Here is a 17,654-nt window from a genome sequence, read left to right on the forward strand (position 1 = left end):
GCATTGTGGTCCCACCTGATCCCATCCCGAACTCAGAAGTGAAACGCAATCGCGCCGATGGTAGTGTGGGGTCTCCCCATGTGAGAGTAGGTCATCGCCAAGCGCCTAATTAAACAATGAAGCCAGCTGAATAGCTGGCTTTTTTGTTTTAGGCATTTGTAATTTCATTCTCTCTATTACTACTTCCTATTCATACTTCCTTTTATTCGCTTCTGCGATGACGATAGTTATTACCTACATATCGATTTGACCGACAGAGCAATAGTTTCAAAGGCTTTCTTCGAGCTAATAAAAAGGGCAGCGTTTGGCTGCCCTTTATGCTTAGCATTGGTTTTTAAACCCGATTATTTAGCTTCTTTTAGCCACTGTGCTGCACGTTTGGCGAAGTAGGTAAGAATGCCATCGGCACCGGCACGTTTGAAGCATAGTAGCGATTCCATGACGATAGCCTTTTCAGCTAACCAGCCATTTTGGATCGCGGCCATGTGCATGGCATATTCACCACTCACTTGGTAAGCAAAAGTAGGAACAGCTAACTCAGTTTTAACACGATGAACGATGTCGAGATATGGCATACCTGGTTTTACCATCACCATATCAGCACCTTCTTGGATATCGAGCGCCACTTCGTGTAGTGCTTCATCACTGTTAGCTGGATCCATTTGATAGCTATGCTTATTGCCACCTTTTAGGTTGCCTGCTGAGCCAACTGCATCACGGAATGGGCCATAGTAGCTCGAAGAGTATTTAGCTGAATAGGCCATGATCTGGGTATTAACATGGCCAGCTGCTTCCAGTGCTTGACGGATCGCGCCGATGCGGCCATCCATCATATCCGATGGCGCAACAATATCAGCGCCCGCTTCGGCATGGGACAAGGCTTGTTTAACTAAAATTTCTGTAGTGATGTCATTCAGGATATAGCCTGTTTCATCAATAATGCCGTCTTGACCATGGGTCGTGAAAGGATCTAGAGCCACGTCCGTCATAATGCCAAGTTGTGGGAAGGCTTTTTTGAGTTCACGTACAGCACGTTGCACTAGTGCGTCAGAATTGTAAGCTTCTTCTGCCATAAGAGACTTTTTCTCTGCTGGCGTGACAGGAAAGAGGGCAATTAAGGGGATGCCTAATTCAACAAGTTCTTCTGCTTCTTTGAGCAGTAAGTCGATTGAATAACGCTCCACACCTGGCATTGAAGCGACTTTTTCGCTGCGATTACTGCCTTCGAGCACAAACATAGGATAGATTAGGTCATTCACTGTTAGGTGATTCTCTGCCATCAGGCGACGGCTAAAATCATGTTTGCGCATGCGGCGCATTCTGCGCTGTGGAAAGGCACTGGTAATGATATTCACATTAGACTCCTAATTAGGTTCTGTTTGCGCTGGCGCATACAATTTCACTTGATTGCGTCCGCTATTTTTTGCTTGATAGAGGGCTTTATCTGCCTGCTCTAATAATTCGGTACTGTGTTGTTCATTCAAGATTACGTCGGCACTCACGCCGATACTGACGGTGAGTGGTATGGGTTTTCCTTCCCATTCAAGGCCGATACTAGTCACTGCATCTCTTATATTTTCAGCGACTTGAAGCGCACCATCCGCGTTGGTATTGGGGAGAATAATAGCAAACTCTTCTCCACCAAAACGTGATACTAGATCCGTTGGTCGTTTTAAATGCTGCTGCAATGTCTTCGTGATAAGTTTTAGGGCTTGATCACCCGCTAAATGGCCAAATTGATCATTGATAGATTTAAATCGATCGATATCGATCATTAATAGTGCTATTGGCGTTTCTTGACGACGACTTATACGGCTTTCTGCTAATAGGCGTTTATCGAAGGCACTGCGGTTTTTAGCCCCCGTTAAGCTGTCTATAGTGCTTTGTTCTGTGAGCTTTTGATTAACTTCATGCAATTCGCGCAGGGTAATTTCAAGTTCCAAAGTGCGCTCTTGCACCATTTGTTCCAGTCTTTCGTTAGTTTCTGCTTCTACTTTTAATGCATCTTCACGTGCGCTACGAATTTTTTGTGCTTGTTTTAGTGCTTCTTGTTGAATGCGTTGTTTGGCTTTACGTTCGTCGTTATAGCGGATAGCAAGCACGAGTGACATAAAGATGATTTCAAAGGTTAACCCCAGCATTACAGGTGTCTGAGGTTTGATATTCAGCTCGATAACGCCTAAATACAGTAAGCTACTCAGGCACGCACCCGTCAGCATACTCACCCAGCCAACAGTATAAAGTTTGGCTAATTTTTGCCCTCTAGCGGCTTGAATAATTGCGAGTATCATCATAATGATACTGAGCACGACAACCGAGATAATCTCAATGTAAAGTACAGTGCCATAACGCAAAAAGGGGACTAATAAACAGATTAAAAGGATATAAACGGCACTATAACGGCACATCAATAGCATGCGGCGATTATAGTATTTTAATTGTAAAATTTTTTCGGTAAACATTAAGGCGAAAGCCATAACTAAAGGGAGTAGCACAGGAACCATCAGTTGCTGCAATGTTGGCCAATTAGGCCAGAGGAAGCGGAATGCGAAACCATTAATCGTAGCAACTAAGAGAGTCATGCTAAGGACGTAGCCGGAGTAATAGCTGTAACTGAATGAACCAGAAGCTAACGCGATAAATAGACTGAATATACCGATGGCGGCGAGTACCCCAAGCTGAAATCCATGTTCGACAGCTGTTGATTCCGCTATTTGTGCCAAATCGTTGGCCGACCACAAATTTAAAGGAACGGCCGCATTGCCTTCGGTTTCAATATGTATATAAAAGGTATGTTGTTCATTGGTGTTAATTTTAAAAGGGTATAGAAAAATATTACTCAGCAGTGGACGCTGTTTATAGGGAAGTGTATCTCCCATATACGTTGTGTTGACGAGTTGGTTATCTACAAGATGGTAAATAGTTACTTTATCTAATAAGGGATTATCTAAGGCAAGAATGCGTGAAAGGCTTTCGTTGTTACTACTAAGATTAACTGACAGCCAAAAATTATGCAGGCTAAGACGTTGAATATCCTTACTGGTAAACTTATGCCATTGTGCCTTGGGAAGTGCTTCAATATCCGCTAACTGACTTTCAGAATGGGGATGAGTCACCATTAGCCAAGGTGTTAGACTGAGCGGCGTCGGAGTGTGTTCATTGATGTTGATTATGCTTGCGAAGCTGCCAGATGATATGAGCATGCTGATAAGCAAAATCAATAAGCAACTTAATTTAGCCATTCTGTTGACTCAAATTAAAAAACGCTAGGCTATTTTGATAGCATTGTTTTGCAAATTCAGCCGGATCTTCACCGCGTAGATTGGCAATATACTGAGCAATATAAGGCAAATATTCGGGTTTATTTTTACTGGATTTAGGCTTAGGACGCATGCTACGCGGTAGCAGATAAGGACTATCTGTTTCGATCAATAAACGATCTTTTGGAATAAAGGGCACTAGCGCTGCTAATTCTTGGCCACGCCTTTCATCACAAACCCAACCTGTAATTCCTAAGTGTAAATCGAGATCGATATAAGCTTCCATTTGCGTGCGAGTGCCAGTAAAGCAGTGTAACAATGCGCCGCGAAGATGGGGGCGGTAATCACTAACAATGCTGAGAAAATCACTATGGGCATCTCGCTCATGCATCAGAACGGGTTTTTGAAGTTCAATCGCCAGTTCTAATTGGGCGATAAATGCTTTGCGCTGGGCCGGACGGGGGGAAAAGTCCCTATTATAGTCTAGCCCGCATTCACCAACGGCAACGACCTGCGATGCTTGGCATAAATCTATGAGAGTTTGTTTGGAATTCGTTTGCCATTCGCTAGCATGATGCGGGTGTACACCTGCAGTGCAATAAAGCTGTTTGGGATACTGTTGGCATAATTGAATGGCTGCCGCGCTTTCGCTTAAATCACTGCCAATAACAATTAACGGCGAAACCCCTTGGTCCGCCGCTGCTTGTATGATTTGCGCTATGTCTGGTTCGAGTGCGCTGCCAAGCAAGTTGACAGCGATATCTATATAAGATGACATTATTTTAGGCGTTTTACCCTCACCTTAGCATTACGATCCTCAGTACCCATTAAGAAAGAGCCAAGCGCAGCTTTTTCGATAAATACTTTTTCACCGACTTTGAGATTGAATTTACGGTTTTCGGTTTGTTTCCAAACTTGGCCATTGGTAAAGGTAATCTTTAAGGCACCGTAGGCATCTTCTGCTATTGACTCCACATCGAGATAAATTTTGTCAGTCGTATTCTCTTGGACGCGTTTAACTTCCATACCGAAATTATCTTCGACATTGGTCGCGGCAGCAGCAACAGGAGCTGCAGTCGCCAAAGCTGCAGGGGCCGCTGCGGGAGTGACAACGGGGGCGACAGCTATCGGTGCCGTGGTGTTATTGGTCACTGTGGTGACTTGAATGCTTGCTGCGAGGTTGTCATAGCATACCAAGCGCTCGAGCTTGTCCGTTATCCCTGCACATTGAGTTAATTGCTGCTCAATACCGGCATTAGCCTGTGCAGATACCAGTAACACTGCACCAGTCAGTAGAGTTAAACGCATCCCAGTTTCCTTATTATTATTTTCCTCTAATGCCGATTGAGGCATTAGTCATTCGTTGGTTGTTCTTCATCGGTCTCGTCATCAGGTTTACTGTAAAAACGAGCCGCAAATAATCCGCCTTCGAACAATAACAGCATTGGCACGGCAAGCATAGTTTGGGAAATAACATCAGGTGGTGTGAGCAGCATACCCACCACGAATGCGCCGACAATAATATAGGGGCGTTTTTGCTTGAGATCTTCAGGTGTTGTCACACCGGCCCAGCAGAGTAAAACAACGGCAATCGGGATCTCAAAGGATAAGCCGAATGCAAAAAATAATTTCAGTACAAAATCAAGATAGCTGCTGATATCGGTTGCAACTTGTACTCCCTCTGGAGCCGTGTTGGCAAAAAAGCCAAATACAACTGGGAATACAACGTAATAAGCGAAGGCTATACCTAAATAAAATAGCACTGTGCTGCTAAAAAGTAGCGGCATAACTAAGCGTTTTTCATGCTTATACAAACCCGGTGCTACGAAGGACCAAATTTGAAAGAGCACATAGGGTACGGCCACAAAAAATGACAGAACTAATGTCAGTTTAAAAGGGGCGAAGAAAGGTGCGGCCACATCGGTCGCAATCATACTGCCACCTAAGGGCAAAGACTGCATTAAAGGGATTGCCATGTAATGGTAAATATCATTTGCCCAATACACACTACAAATAAATACAATCAATACACTGGCAATGGATTTAAGCAGCTTGGACCTAAGTTCAAGCAAATGGCTGATAAGTGGCTGCTGTTGCGACATGAATTATCCGTTAGCTTTCGGGTTAGAACGGGTATCCTCGCCCTGAATGGACTCACTATGTGGGGCGGAGGAAGCCGAAGTTGGACTCGCCTCGGTAGAAACCGTTTGGCTTGCAGGATTGTGGATCTGGTTTTCCTGTGCACTGGGAATATCTTGCACTTGGTAAGGACGATTCACTGACTGCGCGGCTTGCTTCAATTGATCGATTGACTCTTGCAGCTCGGGAGAGAGGTTAGATAAACCTTTGCTCTCCGCTTTTTTGAGGTCGGCGTGCAACTGCTCGATCTTTAGCTCTTGCTCAAGTTCTTCTTTGACTGAGTTGGCCATGCGTTTCATCGCGCGGATCCAACTGGTTACTGAACGTACTGCAACCGGTAGACGTTCGGGGCCAAGAACGACCAGCCCCAGAACACCGATCAGCAGCAGCTCCATAAAGCCGATACCGTCAAACATAAAGAGTTACGCCTGTTCTTTGTGAGACTCAGGTTTCTTTTCAGTCGCCTGTTGAGTTGGTTGTGCGGTTTGTGCTGTTTGCACTGGTTTTGCCGCTTCAGTGTCTTCTAGCGCCTTTTTATCTTCTTCTGAAGACATGGCGTTTTTGAAGCCCTTAACAGCACCACCTAAGTCACCACCCAAAGAGCGTAATTTCTTAGTTCCAAACAATAAGACAACGATTAACGCGATGATAAGAAGTTGCCAAATACTAATGCCACCCATGAAGGTATCCTCTTAATTGATATCGGTTCTATTATGAACCTCTGATTAATTAGTGCTAGCTAAAATTTACGATTCTTTGGCCTAGATCGCCATCCGATAATCCACAGTACCGTACCTGAAATCAGGCACACGTAAGGGCTCAACAGTGTAGCGTCTTGGTTGAACAATAACGTGCCACAGATCAATAAAATTGCAGAAGTGATGAGTAAGTAATTACTCTTATGTGCTTGCTGCTGGTATTTCAAATACTTATCTAGCATTTGTTGCTGAGAACTCAGCAATTTCCTGCCTAATTTAAGGTTGTCATAAATTAGTTCAGGGAATTCCGGAAGTTTATCAGACCAATATGGCAGTTTTGTGGATACCTTTTTAAACATGGCTTTAGGTCCCACTTGCTCGGCCATCCACTGCTCTAAAAAGGGTTTAGCGGTCTGCCAGAGATCCAGCTGCGGATAAAGCTGACGGCCTAAACCTTCAATATACAGCAAAGTCTTTTCGAGCAGCACGAGCTGAGGCTGCACGACGATATCAAAATGCCGTGCGGTACGGAACAGCTCTAACAACACATGCCCAAAGGAGATTTCATCTAAGGGCTTGTTAAACATGGGTTCACACACGACCTTGATGGCTTGTTCAAACGCTTGCAGATCGGTTTTTTCCGACACCCAGCCCGACTCAATATACAGTTGCGCGATGCGGTGATAATCACGATTGAAAAACGCGAGGAAGTTTTCCGCGAGATAGCGCTTATCGACCTCGCTGAGCGTGCCCATAATGCCGCAATCAAGGCCGATGTAGTAAGGATTTTCGGGATGTTCGCGGGAGATAAAAATATTTCCCGGATGCATATCCGCGTGGAAAAAGTTATCGCGGAACACTTGGGTGAAAAATAGCTCTACGCCCCGTTCGGCTAGCAGTTTAAAGTTTGTGCCTTGTGCCTTAAGTGCAGCGATATCCGATACTGGAATGCCATAAATCCGTTCCATCACCATCAAGCGTGGATAACAAAACTCTTCATATACATAAGGAATATAGAGCGCGTCTGAGTCGAGGAAGTTATTACGTAGCTTAATGGCATTGAGGGCCTCAAGCTTAAGGTTGAGCTCCCCTAAAATGGTGACGCGGTAATCTTCAATCACCTCGGCTGGGCGTAGTCGGTTACCTTCGCCAAGAAGATAATCGATGACCTTCGCCGTTTGCGACATCAGCAGGAGATCGGCCTGGATTTTAGTTTCTACGTTCGGGCGCAGCACTTTTAATACCACGGCCTTGCCATTGGATTTAAGCGTGGCGGTATGTACTTGGGAAATCGAGGCCGAGGCTAATGGCGTTTCATTAAAGTCATTAAAGAAGGTCTCGATTGGTGCTTTAAGCTCTGCTTCTATCGCGAGTCGGGCGAGTGCGCCATCGAAGGGAGGGACTTTATCCTGCAACATGGCAAGCTCTGTCGCCCATTCATCACTCAGTAAGTCACGGCGGGTGGAGAGCATTTGCCCGAGCTTGATATACACAGGGCCAAGCTCTTGCATTGCTAGCTTTAAGCGCTCGCCACCGGATTTACCTTTGTGTTTATTACGGATCCAAAACAGACTATTGCGGGCGAGTTTAAAGTACCAAGGGGTCATCTTTGGCGGTAAAACATCATCTAACCCATATTGCAATAGGGTCTTAATCACATGATAACCGCGGCGGATACTGGCAAGGGTCATGGCTTAATTGAGTCTCTTAATTGGGCAATCCGTTGTTCGAGCGCGCGAGTGTCGTTAACTAAGTCATCTATTTGATCGCACAAATGAATAAGTTCAATCCGATGGGGCGCAAGCCGATACTCTTCGATAGCGAGTTGCCCTAAATGGGAGCGGGTTTTACGCAATACTTCAAGTGCAAAACCTTTTGCCTGATGGCTTGTACTGATGAGCTTGTGAGTGGGGCCGTCACCCAAATAACGCGAAATGGGTTCGGCAAAATCAAACTCTATGCTACGTAGATATTGGCTAAAGCTTTGTAATAAGTTCAGATCGCCTTCGAGCTTGAGCTTATCTTGCTTGATAAGTTCAGTCAGGTTGGCACCTTCGGACACGCGATAAAGTGTGGTTGCATCAGCGTGCAGACTGACATCGACATCGCCCTCATAGCGACTCATTACTTGGATTTCTTTGGCAAAGACCAAGTAAATTGGCCAGTTGAGTTGCGTTAATTGAATACGAAATACTTTGCCATGTAGCTGGCGCTGGCGCGCATAGGCGTCGCCCGCTTGGGTCTGAAGTTGTTTCAGACCCATCTCAATCGCGGCGCAGGCAAGTAACACCACTTCTTGCGGCATCATTAGAATTTATAACCACGGTGCAGGGCGACAATGCCATCGGTCATATTGGTGTAATCGACCTGTTCAAAGCCCGCATCCACCATCATTTGCTTAAGAGTGTCTTGATCTGGATGCATCCGAATGGATTCGGCCAAGTACTCATAGCTGTCAGCGTCTTTAGTAATGAGTTCACCCATCTTTGGTAAGACTTTGAAGCTATATAAATCATACACTTTACGCATGATTTCATGCTGGGGCTTAGAAAACTCTAATACCAATAACTTACCGCCTGGCTTAAGTACGCGGTTCATAGAACGAAGCGCGGCATCTTTGTCTGTTACGTTACGCAGACCGAAGGCGATAGTGATGATATCGAAGTGATTATCGGGGAAGGGCAGTGCTTCGGCATTGGCTTGCACGTAGCTGACATTGTTGACAATGCCTTTGTCACGTAGCTTAGTGCGGCCCACTTTTAGCATAGAATCGTTGATATCAGCTAAAACCACTTCGCCTTTATCGCCCACTAAGTGAGAGAATTTAGCGGTTAAATCGCCCGTACCACCGGCAAGGTCAAGCACCTTCATACCCGGACGAGCGCCAGATACTTCAATGGTGTAGCGTTTCCAAAAACGGTGAATACCGAAGGACATAACGTCATTCATGATATCGTACTTGGCGGCAACCGAATGGAACACGCCAGCAACGAGATCGGCCTTTTTATCCGCCTCTACGGTTTTATAACCAAAGTGGGTATTTTTAGATTCACCCTCAGACATCAATGTATTCCTATTGTTTTGCAAAGTATTAGTGGCGAGTGTAAGCCATCGCCTGCATTTGCTGAATCTTTGATCTATCACTCTGTGATCGAGCTAGTAAACTCTCCTCAAGGCGTTAGCTTAAAGAGTTTGGCTTTTGCCAGTGTTTAGTGTGCCGACCCGATAAAATGGACTGGCATTAGACCACAATATCAGGATTTGGTGAATAGCTTCGCGCCTGTAAGGGTACAAGCAAACGATGCTATCGGGCTAAAAATTGGCATCTTGCTTGTACATAGGCATAAATTAACTCGCTGATACTCTGACCCACATCCCTAAAGCCAGCTTCTATGCCAGCCTCATGGCAGCTTGGAGCCGCTTCGGCTAAATGTAAATAAGCACAGGGACAGCGGCTGGCGATATAGCTGATGTAGTGGGCGGCATCGAGTAGTGGAATTCCGGCGGCGGTCGAGGCGCTGCTCGGCATTTTGGCGATGGCATCGACATCCAACTCTAACGCTACTGGGAGCGAGGTTTGGTTAAGTTTGTTGGCAATATCCTGCAGCGCCTGCGTCAGGCTAATCTCTCGGCGAATCCAAATTTGTTGCAGACTATGCCAAGTGCCACCAAACTCAGTGAGTTGTTGTAAATTGGCTTCGCTGTTTTTGAGCTCGTGCAAACCGAGTACATGGTAATACCCCAGCGCGCCGCGATTGGCGGCGTAACTAAAGCCATTACCGCTGTGACGCCCTTCGAGCAGGCGAAAATCACTGTGCGGATCTAAATTCACTGCGGCAACTTGGCGTTGATAATGGGCCGAGGTCGCCATTAACAGGCCATAGGCATTGTTGTGGCCGCCACCAATCACTATGGGTTCAAGCCCTGCCGCTTGTATGGCGCTGACTAGTTTAATCACCCGTTCATCGAGCAGCTCAACTGCTTGGCGTAGATGGGTTAGGCTCGCGCCTTCGCCATCCTGTGCTTGTAATTGCAGATCCGCCGTATGAACTTGCCCTAAAATCAGGCATTCGGCGCCCGAAAGAAAACGATTCGACTGTAAATTCAACCACTGGCGCATGCTGGTGGTAAAGGCGTCGGTGGCACCGCCTCTGCCTAGGTTAGCCCGTGGGCCGATATCTTCACCCACTCCGACAATGGCAAATTGTGCACCATGGGCTTTAGCGGTGGTGAGTATCGTTTCTAATGGATGTTCATGGTTAGCCAGGTGTACGCATTGGCCTATTTTGGTCTCACCGGCTCGCGGGCTAACGAGACTGGCGATATCGGCTTGGGTAAATGGGATAAATTCAGACATAGATTAGTATTCTTATCGGGTAGGGACAGGGATATTGTGGCGTACCCAAGGACGAATATTCAATGGTACTTAATGGTATCTGCCAATAAAAAAGCCAGCTTAGCTGGCTTTCTTTCGATGTTATTTAGCGTTACTCGATATCGAGTGGTTCTGGCGATAGAATGACGCCAGTGTTATCGGCATAGATATGATCGCCAGGGAGGAAGGTCACGCCGCCAAAGTTGACCGGGATATCGACTTCACCCACTGAATTGCCATCGGCGCCCACAGGAATTGAAGCAAGGGCTTGAATGCCGATGTCTAATTCTTCCAGCGCATCCACATCGCGTACTGAACCGTAAACGATAATGCCTTCCCAGTTGTTGTTGACTGCGATTTCTGCGATAGATGCATCGATCAGGGCGCGGCGTAATGAACCACCACCGTCAACCAGCAAGACTTTACCTTGGCCATCTTCTTGTAAGACCTCGGTGATTAGGCCGTTGTCTTCAAAGCACTTAATGGTGCTGATAGAACCGCCAAAAGAGCTACAACCACCGTAGTTACTGAACATGGGCTCGACTACATCTACGACATCTAAGTACATGTCACATAGTTCTGAGGTGTTGTATTCCATATTTACACTCCTATTGATCCGCGTTGCGTACAGTTTAGCGAGTTTACGCCAGTATAAAAGGGATTCCTGAAAAGAAAAGTGTTATCAATCACGGTATTGTTGCACTTGGACGTTAACACTTATGTTGTAAACTTTCGTCACTTAACAGGTGTTTATCCTCAAAACTTGATATCGGTCATTAAATAACGGTTTTTTATTACAACTCTGTTGCGCGTTTTGGTATTATATCCCAAGTTTAAATTAACTTACTTAACTTAATTTGCTTTAGGGGCAAGGACCCCCCGTTACGCTTATGGACGGTAGAGGGCCTTCGAGAGGTGCCTATGGAAGCTGTAAACACGATTGAAATTATTGGTTATTTTGCCTCAGTAATGGTGGCAATTTCACTTATGATGAAGAATATCATCTGGTTAAGATGGTTAAACTTTGTCGGTTGTACCTTGTTTGTTATCTATGGCGTATTTATTTCAGCCTGGCCTGTTGCGGGTATGAACGCCTTTGTTGCCTGTATCAATATTTACCATTTGACGAAAATTTACCGCGCTAAAGCGCTGGAACAAGCTGTCGCTTGAAGGTTTTCTGACAGTGCTGCCCGTTCATAGCAACTGGGCAGCACTGTATTCTCCCCGTACGTTTTCCCTCTTGCTCCAATTGATCGCTTCATTCCTCACCATTTTCGCCACAGGTGTCATAAAACTTTAGGCCTGATGTCACTTTACCGTCATCGCCAGTTCTTAGTCTCACCTTAACACTGAGCACTTAAGCCATCTCTGTTTAAGTTGTCGTAGGTTTAGCGTGGGGTTCTATCGTGAAATAGTCGTCTGACAGGGCGTTAACACATGCAGACGCTAACAGCTGTCGAGAGAATGCACTCATTAACATCGCCATGATACTCGCTGGCATGCCAGCAAGGAGCCTGTTTTATGTTGAGTTACATTACAGACTTAGATAAGCGCATGTTTTACCGCATTGTGGATTTGAGCCAGCGTCACGGTGTTTATGCTTGGGCGAAGCGTATATCGGCAACTGGAGATGGGCATGTGTATCTGTATCTCTCTGTTGGGTTGATGCTGACACACTCCCAAGGGCAGAACCTGTTCAATCTACTGTTGGCGAGTTTTTTGATTGAATTGCCGTTGTACATATTACTCAAAAATAGCATTCGCCGTACTCGACCCTGTCATGCCTTGGTTGGGTTTGAAAGCGGCTTTGAACCCTCAGATCGTTTTAGCCTACCTTCGGGACACACGGCGGCCGCCTTTGTGATGGCCACAAGTGTGGCGCAGGTGTATCCCGTGGCTGCGCCTTTTGCTTACGTATGGGCGCTCTGTATTGGTGCCTCACGTATTGCGCTTGGGGTGCATTACCCCTCAGATATTGTCGCCGGTGTTCTGTTAGGTACGGGGGCTGTTTTGCTTGTGCATCCCGTGATTTAACACAATCAGGCACTCATTCGTTGGATACCTCCTTGATTCACCACTCTTTCATTCACAGTTAAAGGATAAGCAATGCGAATACTCTACGGAGTTCAAGGCACAGGGAATGGTCATTTAAGTCGTGCTCGAGTGATGGCAAAGGCCTTAGTTGAGCGCAATATTCAAGTCGACTTTTTGTTTTCGGGGCGCAAGACTGAAGATTTTTTCGATATGGAGTGTTTTGGGGATTACCGCGTCCAAGCAGGGATGACTTTTGCTACGCACTCAGGGCGAGTCAATATCACGCAAACGGTGAAGCAGAATTGTTCTTTATCGTTGCTTAAGGATATTCAAGCGCTGGATCTTAGTTGCTATGACCTCGTTCTAAATGATTTTGAACCCATATCCGCATGGGCGGCGAGGCGCCAGGGAGTCCCCTCTATTGGGATAAGCCACCAAGCTGCCTTGACTCATCCTGTGCCTAAATTGGGAAGCACTTGGTTGAATGAGTTACTACTCAACTACTTTGCACCGGTGGATGTGGCTTTAGGATGCCATTGGCATCATTTTGGTTTTCCGATCTTGCCTCCCTTTGTCGAAGTGGATGTCAGTCCCATTGAACATACCCATCAAATATTGGTGTATTTACCCTTCGAAGAGGCGGATGTGATTGCCGATTTTTTTAAGCCTTTTACGGATTATCAGTTTTTGGTGTATCACGCCAAGCAGCCTACCAAACGCATTGCCGATCATATTCAATGGCATGGGTTTAATCGTGATGGATTTAAACAGCATTTAGCGAGCTGCGGTGGTGTCATCGGTAATGCGGGATTCGAGCTTGCGAGTGAGGCGCTGACCTTAGGTAAAAAGTTGTTGGTCAAGCCGCTGATTGGTCAATTCGAGCAGCTATCGAATGTGGCAGCGCTACAATTATTGGGCGCGGGCGACAGTATGATGAGCTTAGATATCAGCGCGGTGAAGCGTTGGCTTAAGGCCGCATCGCCAAATCCCATTGCCTATCCGCAAGTCGGTGATGCTTTAGTGAAATGGATAGGGAGTGGTCAGTGGCAGCACACCGCGCCATTGTGCGCCGATCTTTGGAGCCAAGTGAAATTGCCAGACACATGGCGCTAAGATTGATATGAGCTCTGTGATAAAAGGCTATTTCCGCTCTAGCTGGGAATCTGGGGTTAGCGTATAATTTGGCCAATTTGCTGTTAGCCCCAGCAGCGTGTCTTTATTGGCCTAGTCTGGCCACAATTTAGTTGTCATAAATGAGCCTTAAGAAGTTTACTCAGTACAAGTTACTGTTTTTAATGTTGTTGTCCCTCGGTATTTTGCTTCCTTTTATTCCCGACCAAGCCTACCACATGCCCGGCCCTGATACAGCCAAGCAAAATCTGCATGTGATTGAATTTAACGATCAAGGCCAGCCCCACAATGATGGACAATGGCAAGCGCTTAAGGCGCGGATTTTACAACCCAATAATGGCACTGCGCCTGAGTTGCTGATTTTTGTCCATGGCTGGCACCACAGTGCCAATCCCAAGGATGAAAACTTTGTCGCTTTCGAACAGTTTTATCAGCAAATGGCGGCCTCTGATTCTCAACGAAACTTGCTCGGCTTATACATCGGCTGGCGGGGAGATAAGTACGATCCTTTCTGGCTCGATGGTTCGGATGATGCTACTAGTTGGATTGAACCATTGGATTTCCCGACTATTTTGCAGCGTAAAGCCGTAGCAAAACGCATAGGGCAAACGGGTTTATCGCAGTTACTGGATAAATTGGATGGATTGGTCGCTGAGCATCAGCTACTGCGTTATACCGTTATCGGTCATAGTCTTGGTGGCTTAGTCGTGTTGCACGCCAGCAAAGATAGAATTAAGGCGGCTATCGATACTGAGCAAGATAACCCGAATCTATTCTTACTGTTAAACCCCGCCGCGCCAGCGCAGGATTTTAAGCCGCTCGATACTTTGATGAGCTTAGATAGGCAAAAACCGAGTATGGTAGTGTTGCAATCTAAGGGCGATTTTGCGGTAAAAGAGGCGTTTAATTACATAAAAGATGGCGAACGGGCACTGGGTAATTCTTGGGCAATAACCCATGATATCGATAAATGTTCAGGCGGTAACTGTGCTACGCCGATGAAAATGCCTTCAGCATTAATGGCTCACGATCAGCTTCCCGGTTGTATGATGACGTTGCCGCATTCGGGCTGGAAAATTCGAGCCCGCTTACAGGCAAGGCGCAGTGTGCAGACCTGTCCCGATGCCAATATGCAGGCGGTTTGGGTGCTCGCTGTGTCCGATGAAATTGTCTCTGGGCATAATGGGATCTTAACGTCGGATCACGCTAAGGCGCTGTCCGAGGTGATGGGTATGATTGATTTATATCGAAATCAATTGCCTAAACATGCGGTTGAAAGCCCTGCGAATGAAGATTTAGCCACCCTTGCGCCAGAGCCTGAAGCCACAAATACAACCAGTGGCCAAACGAGTACTCCAGACGAGCCTGTGGTTATTGTTGAACCTGTTGCTGAAGCTGAAAACCCATCACAGCAACCAGAGCCTCCAGTACCGATTAAGACAGAATCAACCTTGGAATTGCCACAGCGGGAAGGTGTAAAGGAAGAATCGCCACAGGCTAATCCAGCGAATGAGCATCAACCGCTAGAGGAAACGCCACCTCGACCTAAAGTTGAGAATGAGTAACTCATTACTACAATTGGGTTACCACAATCTCGGCGGAAAAATGAGCATATGGAAGTGCGCACTTTATTGATTTTTCATTTGCCATTTACGCCAACTTAGCAGCAGTAACGAGATTAGCAACAGGCTAACGATCGCCCATGTAGGGTATTTATGTTGATGATAAAACGCGAGTATTGGGGCGATTTCATCGCGGATTAACACTGGCCCTAGACTAAAAAGAGTCACCCAAATGCTGGTGGCGAGTAGGTTGCCCATCACAAATTGTTTAAAAGGCATCTTGGCCAGCCCACAGCCTATAAACATAAATTGCTTAAGCCCTTCGACAAAGCGGCTGAGCACTAAGGCTGCAATGCCATATTGGCCAATCACATCATGAATTTTGTCTTCTAGTTTGGGTTTTATCCAACCTTTTCGCAGCAATACCTCGCCAAAGCGTCGACCAATAAAATAACCCAATGTATTGCCACACAGGGCTGCACCGCTGGCTACGATCAAAACTAATGAAAGTGACATTTGCCCCGTAGCCGCCAGTAAACTGGCAACAATGAGTAAGGATTGTCCTGGGGCTGGAATGCCAAATCCCTCGACGGCAATAGCGATAAACAGAAGCAGATAACCGTATTGCTGCAACCAAGGGGTCATTTCGGTAATAAGGTGTTGTAAGACTTCTGGCATGATGAAAACAGGGAGCAGGAATGAATCATCCCATCTTACTCGGCACTGCCAAATTTAGGGTAGCTTTATGAGCAAAGTTTCATACTGATTTTATGGAATGGAGCATATCGAAGGCACAAAAAAGCCGAACTGAGTTCGGCTTTTTAGGCATTACGACTTAATGGTCGCCTAAGCGAAAGCGGCCTGCAGTTGTGGTACAACTTGCTTCTTACGGCTTAATACACCGTCTAACCACACTTTGCCATCAACTGGAGTTTTACCGTAGGCGCGGTTAATCAGATCGGTATCGTCAGAAACCACTAATAGTTCTGAGCCTTCTTTCATAATGTCGGTCAGCAGTAACAGTACGCTGTGGCGGTTACCTTCAACCTTCAATGCTTTGATATCGGCTTCTAGTTCGGCTTTGATTGCATCAAATACTGACAGATCAATTACTTCTAATTGGCCGATACCCACTAAGTTACCGTTCATGTTGAAGTCTTTAAAGTCGCGCATCACGAGGTCGCGTGCTGGCGTGCCTTCAACTGCCGATTTTACTTTGAACATTTCCATGCCCAGTGCTTTAAAGTCTTCTATGCCTGCGATTTCGGCTAAGGCTTCAACGCAGCGAATGTCAGCTGTGGTGCAAGTCGGTGATTTGAAGATCACAGTGTCGCTTAGGATGGCGCACATCATAATGCCAGCGATATTTTTAGGAATGGCGACTTGGTAAAAGTCGTACATCATCTTAATGACCGTGTTGCTGCAACCTACTGGGCGGATCCAACACTCTAATGGCGTATCAGTGGTCAGATCGCCTAATTTGTGGTGATCCACAATCCCTACGATGGTCGCTTTGGCGATATCGTCCGGTGCTTGAGTCAGTTCAGAGTGGTCAACAATGTAGACCTGCTCGCCAGCATAGCTGGTTTTGTATTCTGGCGCTTCAAAGCCAAAACGCTCCAGAATAAAAGCGGTTTCGGGTGATAACTCACCTAAACGTGCGGCAACGGCTTCTTCACCGATTTGGTTTTTTAGATAAGCTAACGCGATAGCACCACAGATTGAATCAGAATCGGGGATTTTGTGACCGACAACGTACATAGGCATTTCAGGGACTCTCCTTTAAATTTGTGGCAATTTTAACAATATTTCGTCCGATTCGGAAATAGCCAAAGCGCATATCGCTGCGCCTTAAGCGGCTATTTCTGTCAAAACTTAGGCATTGTTGACTCAGATTTTAGATTTTCACTTTTATCACGACTTTACGCACCGCTGTCGGTGTATCACTCGTGCCGGGCATATGCATGTCGCCAGGGAAAAAGAGCGCAAACATGCCTGCCTTTAGTTGAATGTAGGAGGCGTTGGCTTTATTCGACTCGTAATCGAACTCGGCGTAATCGTGCTTTTCGAAATAAGGTTTTGAGGGTGTTTGGTCGGCCAATGGTAGATAGCCAAACTCTTCTTCGCCGCTGACCACATACTGCACATCGATGTATTTTTGATGTACTTCAAAGGGTTCCGTCGATTGTAGCTTGGTGTGGTAATCATTGACGATCACGAAAATATCCTCGCCATCAAGGGGATAATTGCCAACGGGCAGTTGGCTAAAGTCTGTGCTGGCAAGATGTGCTAATGCCGTGGCAATGCGTGGGCTGAGTGATTGATAAATATGGCGATTAGCTAAGGTATCGACAATCATGGGGTACTCGATATGGCGTAAGTAAATGAGTGAATTGTAAAGATTATAATCAGTTCACCGCCGTTAGAACATAAGCGATAGACATAAAAAACAGGC

General features: G+C 46.1%; 19 protein-coding genes and 1 rRNA gene. 5 read left to right on the forward strand and 15 right to left on the reverse strand.

The window, feature by feature from the left end:
- Positions 1-103 (forward strand): 5S ribosomal RNA (gene rrf / locus M0413_RS02870); the annotation flags it as partial.
- Positions 104-344: 241 nt separating this feature from the next.
- Here the strand turns inward: rrf and hemB are convergent.
- The 12 genes from hemB to rraA all read right to left on the reverse strand — a co-directional run bounded on the left by hemB (position 345) and on the right by rraA (position 11,070).
- A complete protein-coding gene (hemB, locus tag M0413_RS02875; RefSeq protein ID WP_249553134.1) occupies positions 345-1,355 on the reverse strand; it encodes a porphobilinogen synthase in 1,011 nt (336 codons plus the stop codon).
- Between the two features lie 9 nt (positions 1,356-1,364).
- A complete protein-coding gene (locus tag M0413_RS02880) occupies positions 1,365-3,242 on the reverse strand; it encodes a sensor domain-containing diguanylate cyclase (protein WP_249553135.1) in 1,878 nt (625 codons plus the stop codon).
- Entirely contained in the window at positions 3,235-4,038 is an 804-nt protein-coding gene (locus tag M0413_RS02885) for a TatD family hydrolase (protein ID WP_249553136.1), read from the reverse strand. The genes M0413_RS02880 and M0413_RS02885 overlap by 8 nt, the downstream gene beginning before the upstream one ends.
- Positions 4,038-4,568, reverse strand: coding sequence for a hypothetical protein (locus M0413_RS02890; protein ID WP_218678269.1), 531 nt, complete (start codon positions 4,566-4,568; stop codon positions 4,038-4,040). Before M0413_RS02890 ends, M0413_RS02885 begins: the two co-directional genes overlap by 1 nt.
- A gap of 44 nt (positions 4,569-4,612) precedes the next feature.
- Positions 4,613-5,362: a twin-arginine translocase subunit TatC gene (gene tatC, locus M0413_RS02895; RefSeq protein ID WP_037422645.1), complete on the reverse strand. Its 750-nt coding sequence runs from the start codon at positions 5,360-5,362 to the stop codon at positions 4,613-4,615.
- Positions 5,363-5,365: 3 nt separating this feature from the next.
- Positions 5,366-5,815: a Sec-independent protein translocase protein TatB gene (gene tatB / locus M0413_RS02900; RefSeq protein ID WP_037422648.1), complete on the reverse strand. Its 450-nt coding sequence runs from the start codon at positions 5,813-5,815 to the stop codon at positions 5,366-5,368.
- Between the two features lie 6 nt (positions 5,816-5,821).
- The gene (gene tatA / locus M0413_RS02905) at positions 5,822-6,079 is read right to left on the reverse strand and encodes a Sec-independent protein translocase subunit TatA (protein WP_037422651.1); all 258 of its coding nucleotides are present in this window, start codon (positions 6,077-6,079) and stop codon (positions 5,822-5,824) included.
- Positions 6,080-6,138: 59 nt separating this feature from the next.
- The gene (gene ubiB / locus M0413_RS02910; RefSeq protein WP_037430956.1) at positions 6,139-7,788 is read right to left on the reverse strand and encodes a ubiquinone biosynthesis regulatory protein kinase UbiB; all 1,650 of its coding nucleotides are present in this window, start codon (positions 7,786-7,788) and stop codon (positions 6,139-6,141) included.
- A complete protein-coding gene (locus M0413_RS02915; RefSeq protein WP_047536634.1) occupies positions 7,785-8,405 on the reverse strand; it encodes a ubiquinone biosynthesis accessory factor UbiJ in 621 nt (206 codons plus the stop codon). The genes ubiB and M0413_RS02915 overlap by 4 nt, the downstream gene beginning before the upstream one ends.
- On the reverse strand, positions 8,405-9,160 hold the full coding sequence (gene ubiE / locus M0413_RS02920) for a bifunctional demethylmenaquinone methyltransferase/2-methoxy-6-polyprenyl-1,4-benzoquinol methylase UbiE (RefSeq protein ID WP_037422660.1): 756 nt from the start codon (positions 9,158-9,160) through the stop codon (positions 8,405-8,407). Before ubiE ends, M0413_RS02915 begins: the two co-directional genes overlap by 1 nt.
- Before the next feature lie 241 nt (positions 9,161-9,401).
- Complete coding sequence (locus M0413_RS02925; RefSeq protein WP_249553137.1) at positions 9,402-10,454, reverse strand: formimidoylglutamase; 1,053 nt, start codon at positions 10,452-10,454, stop codon at positions 9,402-9,404.
- Between the two features lie 130 nt (positions 10,455-10,584).
- A complete protein-coding gene (rraA, locus tag M0413_RS02930) occupies positions 10,585-11,070 on the reverse strand; it encodes a ribonuclease E activity regulator RraA (protein WP_037422666.1) in 486 nt (161 codons plus the stop codon).
- Between the two features lie 323 nt (positions 11,071-11,393).
- Here rraA and M0413_RS02935 point away from each other — a divergent pair, with 323 nt between their 5' ends.
- The 4 genes from M0413_RS02935 to M0413_RS02950 all read left to right on the forward strand — a co-directional run bounded on the left by M0413_RS02935 (position 11,394) and on the right by M0413_RS02950 (position 15,202).
- Positions 11,394-11,642 carry a YgjV family protein gene (locus tag M0413_RS02935; protein WP_011073879.1) on the forward strand — a complete coding sequence of 83 codons (249 nt, stop codon included), beginning with the start codon at positions 11,394-11,396 and terminating at the stop codon, positions 11,640-11,642.
- Between the two features lie 351 nt (positions 11,643-11,993).
- Positions 11,994-12,506, forward strand: coding sequence for a phosphatase PAP2 family protein (locus tag M0413_RS02940; RefSeq protein WP_055647629.1), 513 nt, complete (start codon positions 11,994-11,996; stop codon positions 12,504-12,506).
- Between the two features lie 72 nt (positions 12,507-12,578).
- Entirely contained in the window at positions 12,579-13,619 is a 1,041-nt protein-coding gene (locus M0413_RS02945; protein WP_249553138.1) for an MJ1255/VC2487 family glycosyltransferase, read from the forward strand.
- Positions 13,620-13,759: 140 nt separating this feature from the next.
- Positions 13,760-15,202, forward strand: coding sequence for a thioesterase (locus M0413_RS02950; protein WP_249553139.1), 1,443 nt, complete (start codon positions 13,760-13,762; stop codon positions 15,200-15,202).
- Between the two features lie 63 nt (positions 15,203-15,265).
- On the opposite strand, the gene M0413_RS02955 is transcribed toward M0413_RS02950, so the two are convergent.
- The 3 genes from M0413_RS02955 to M0413_RS02965 form a co-directional block, all read right to left on the reverse strand.
- Positions 15,266-15,877 (reverse strand): DedA family protein, encoded by a 612-nt coding sequence (locus tag M0413_RS02955; protein WP_069454161.1) that lies wholly within the window; start codon positions 15,875-15,877, stop codon positions 15,266-15,268.
- A 168-nt stretch (positions 15,878-16,045) separates the two neighbouring features.
- The gene (locus tag M0413_RS02960; RefSeq protein WP_069454162.1) at positions 16,046-16,966 is read right to left on the reverse strand and encodes a manganese-dependent inorganic pyrophosphatase; all 921 of its coding nucleotides are present in this window, start codon (positions 16,964-16,966) and stop codon (positions 16,046-16,048) included.
- Positions 16,967-17,096: 130 nt separating this feature from the next.
- Positions 17,097-17,558 (reverse strand): NanQ anomerase/TabA/YiaL family protein, encoded by a 462-nt coding sequence (locus M0413_RS02965; RefSeq protein WP_249553141.1) that lies wholly within the window; start codon positions 17,556-17,558, stop codon positions 17,097-17,099.
- Between the last annotated feature and the right edge of the window lie 96 nt (positions 17,559-17,654).

This window comes from Shewanella sp. 8A, from assembly GCF_023475945.1.
Lineage (GTDB): Bacteria > Pseudomonadota > Gammaproteobacteria > Enterobacterales > Shewanellaceae > Shewanella > Shewanella xiamenensis.

Coding starts and splice junctions, on each gene's coding strand:
- M0413_RS02880 (WP_249553135.1), bottom strand. CDS start 3,242: ATGGCTAAATTAAGTTGCTTATTGATTTTGCTTATCAGCATGCTCATA.
- M0413_RS02885 (WP_249553136.1), bottom strand. CDS start 4,038: ATGTCATCTTATATAGATATCGCTGTCAACTTGCTTGGCAGCGCACTC.
- M0413_RS02890 (WP_218678269.1), bottom strand. CDS start 4,568: ATGCGTTTAACTCTACTGACTGGTGCAGTGTTACTGGTATCTGCACAG.
- tatC (WP_037422645.1), bottom strand. CDS start 5,362: ATGTCGCAACAGCAGCCACTTATCAGCCATTTGCTTGAACTTAGGTCC.
- tatB (WP_037422648.1), bottom strand. CDS start 5,815: ATGTTTGACGGTATCGGCTTTATGGAGCTGCTGCTGATCGGTGTTCTG.
- tatA (WP_037422651.1), bottom strand. CDS start 6,079: ATGGGTGGCATTAGTATTTGGCAACTTCTTATCATCGCGTTAATCGTT.
- ubiB (WP_037430956.1), bottom strand. CDS start 7,788: ATGACCCTTGCCAGTATCCGCCGCGGTTATCATGTGATTAAGACCCTA.
- M0413_RS02915 (WP_047536634.1), bottom strand. CDS start 8,405: ATGATGCCGCAAGAAGTGGTGTTACTTGCCTGCGCCGCGATTGAGATG.
- ubiE (WP_037422660.1), bottom strand. CDS start 9,160: ATGTCTGAGGGTGAATCTAAAAATACCCACTTTGGTTATAAAACCGTA.
- M0413_RS02925 (WP_249553137.1), bottom strand. CDS start 10,454: ATGTCTGAATTTATCCCATTTACCCAAGCCGATATCGCCAGTCTCGTT.
- rraA (WP_037422666.1), bottom strand. CDS start 11,070: ATGGAATACAACACCTCAGAACTATGTGACATGTACTTAGATGTCGTA.
- M0413_RS02935 (WP_011073879.1), top strand. CDS start 11,394: ATGGAAGCTGTAAACACGATTGAAATTATTGGTTATTTTGCCTCAGTA.
- M0413_RS02940 (WP_055647629.1), top strand. CDS start 11,994: ATGTTGAGTTACATTACAGACTTAGATAAGCGCATGTTTTACCGCATT.
- M0413_RS02945 (WP_249553138.1), top strand. CDS start 12,579: ATGCGAATACTCTACGGAGTTCAAGGCACAGGGAATGGTCATTTAAGT.
- M0413_RS02950 (WP_249553139.1), top strand. CDS start 13,760: ATGAGCCTTAAGAAGTTTACTCAGTACAAGTTACTGTTTTTAATGTTG.
- M0413_RS02955 (WP_069454161.1), bottom strand. CDS start 15,877: ATGCCAGAAGTCTTACAACACCTTATTACCGAAATGACCCCTTGGTTG.
- M0413_RS02960 (WP_069454162.1), bottom strand. CDS start 16,966: ATGCCTATGTACGTTGTCGGTCACAAAATCCCCGATTCTGATTCAATC.
- M0413_RS02965 (WP_249553141.1), bottom strand. CDS start 17,558: ATGATTGTCGATACCTTAGCTAATCGCCATATTTATCAATCACTCAGC.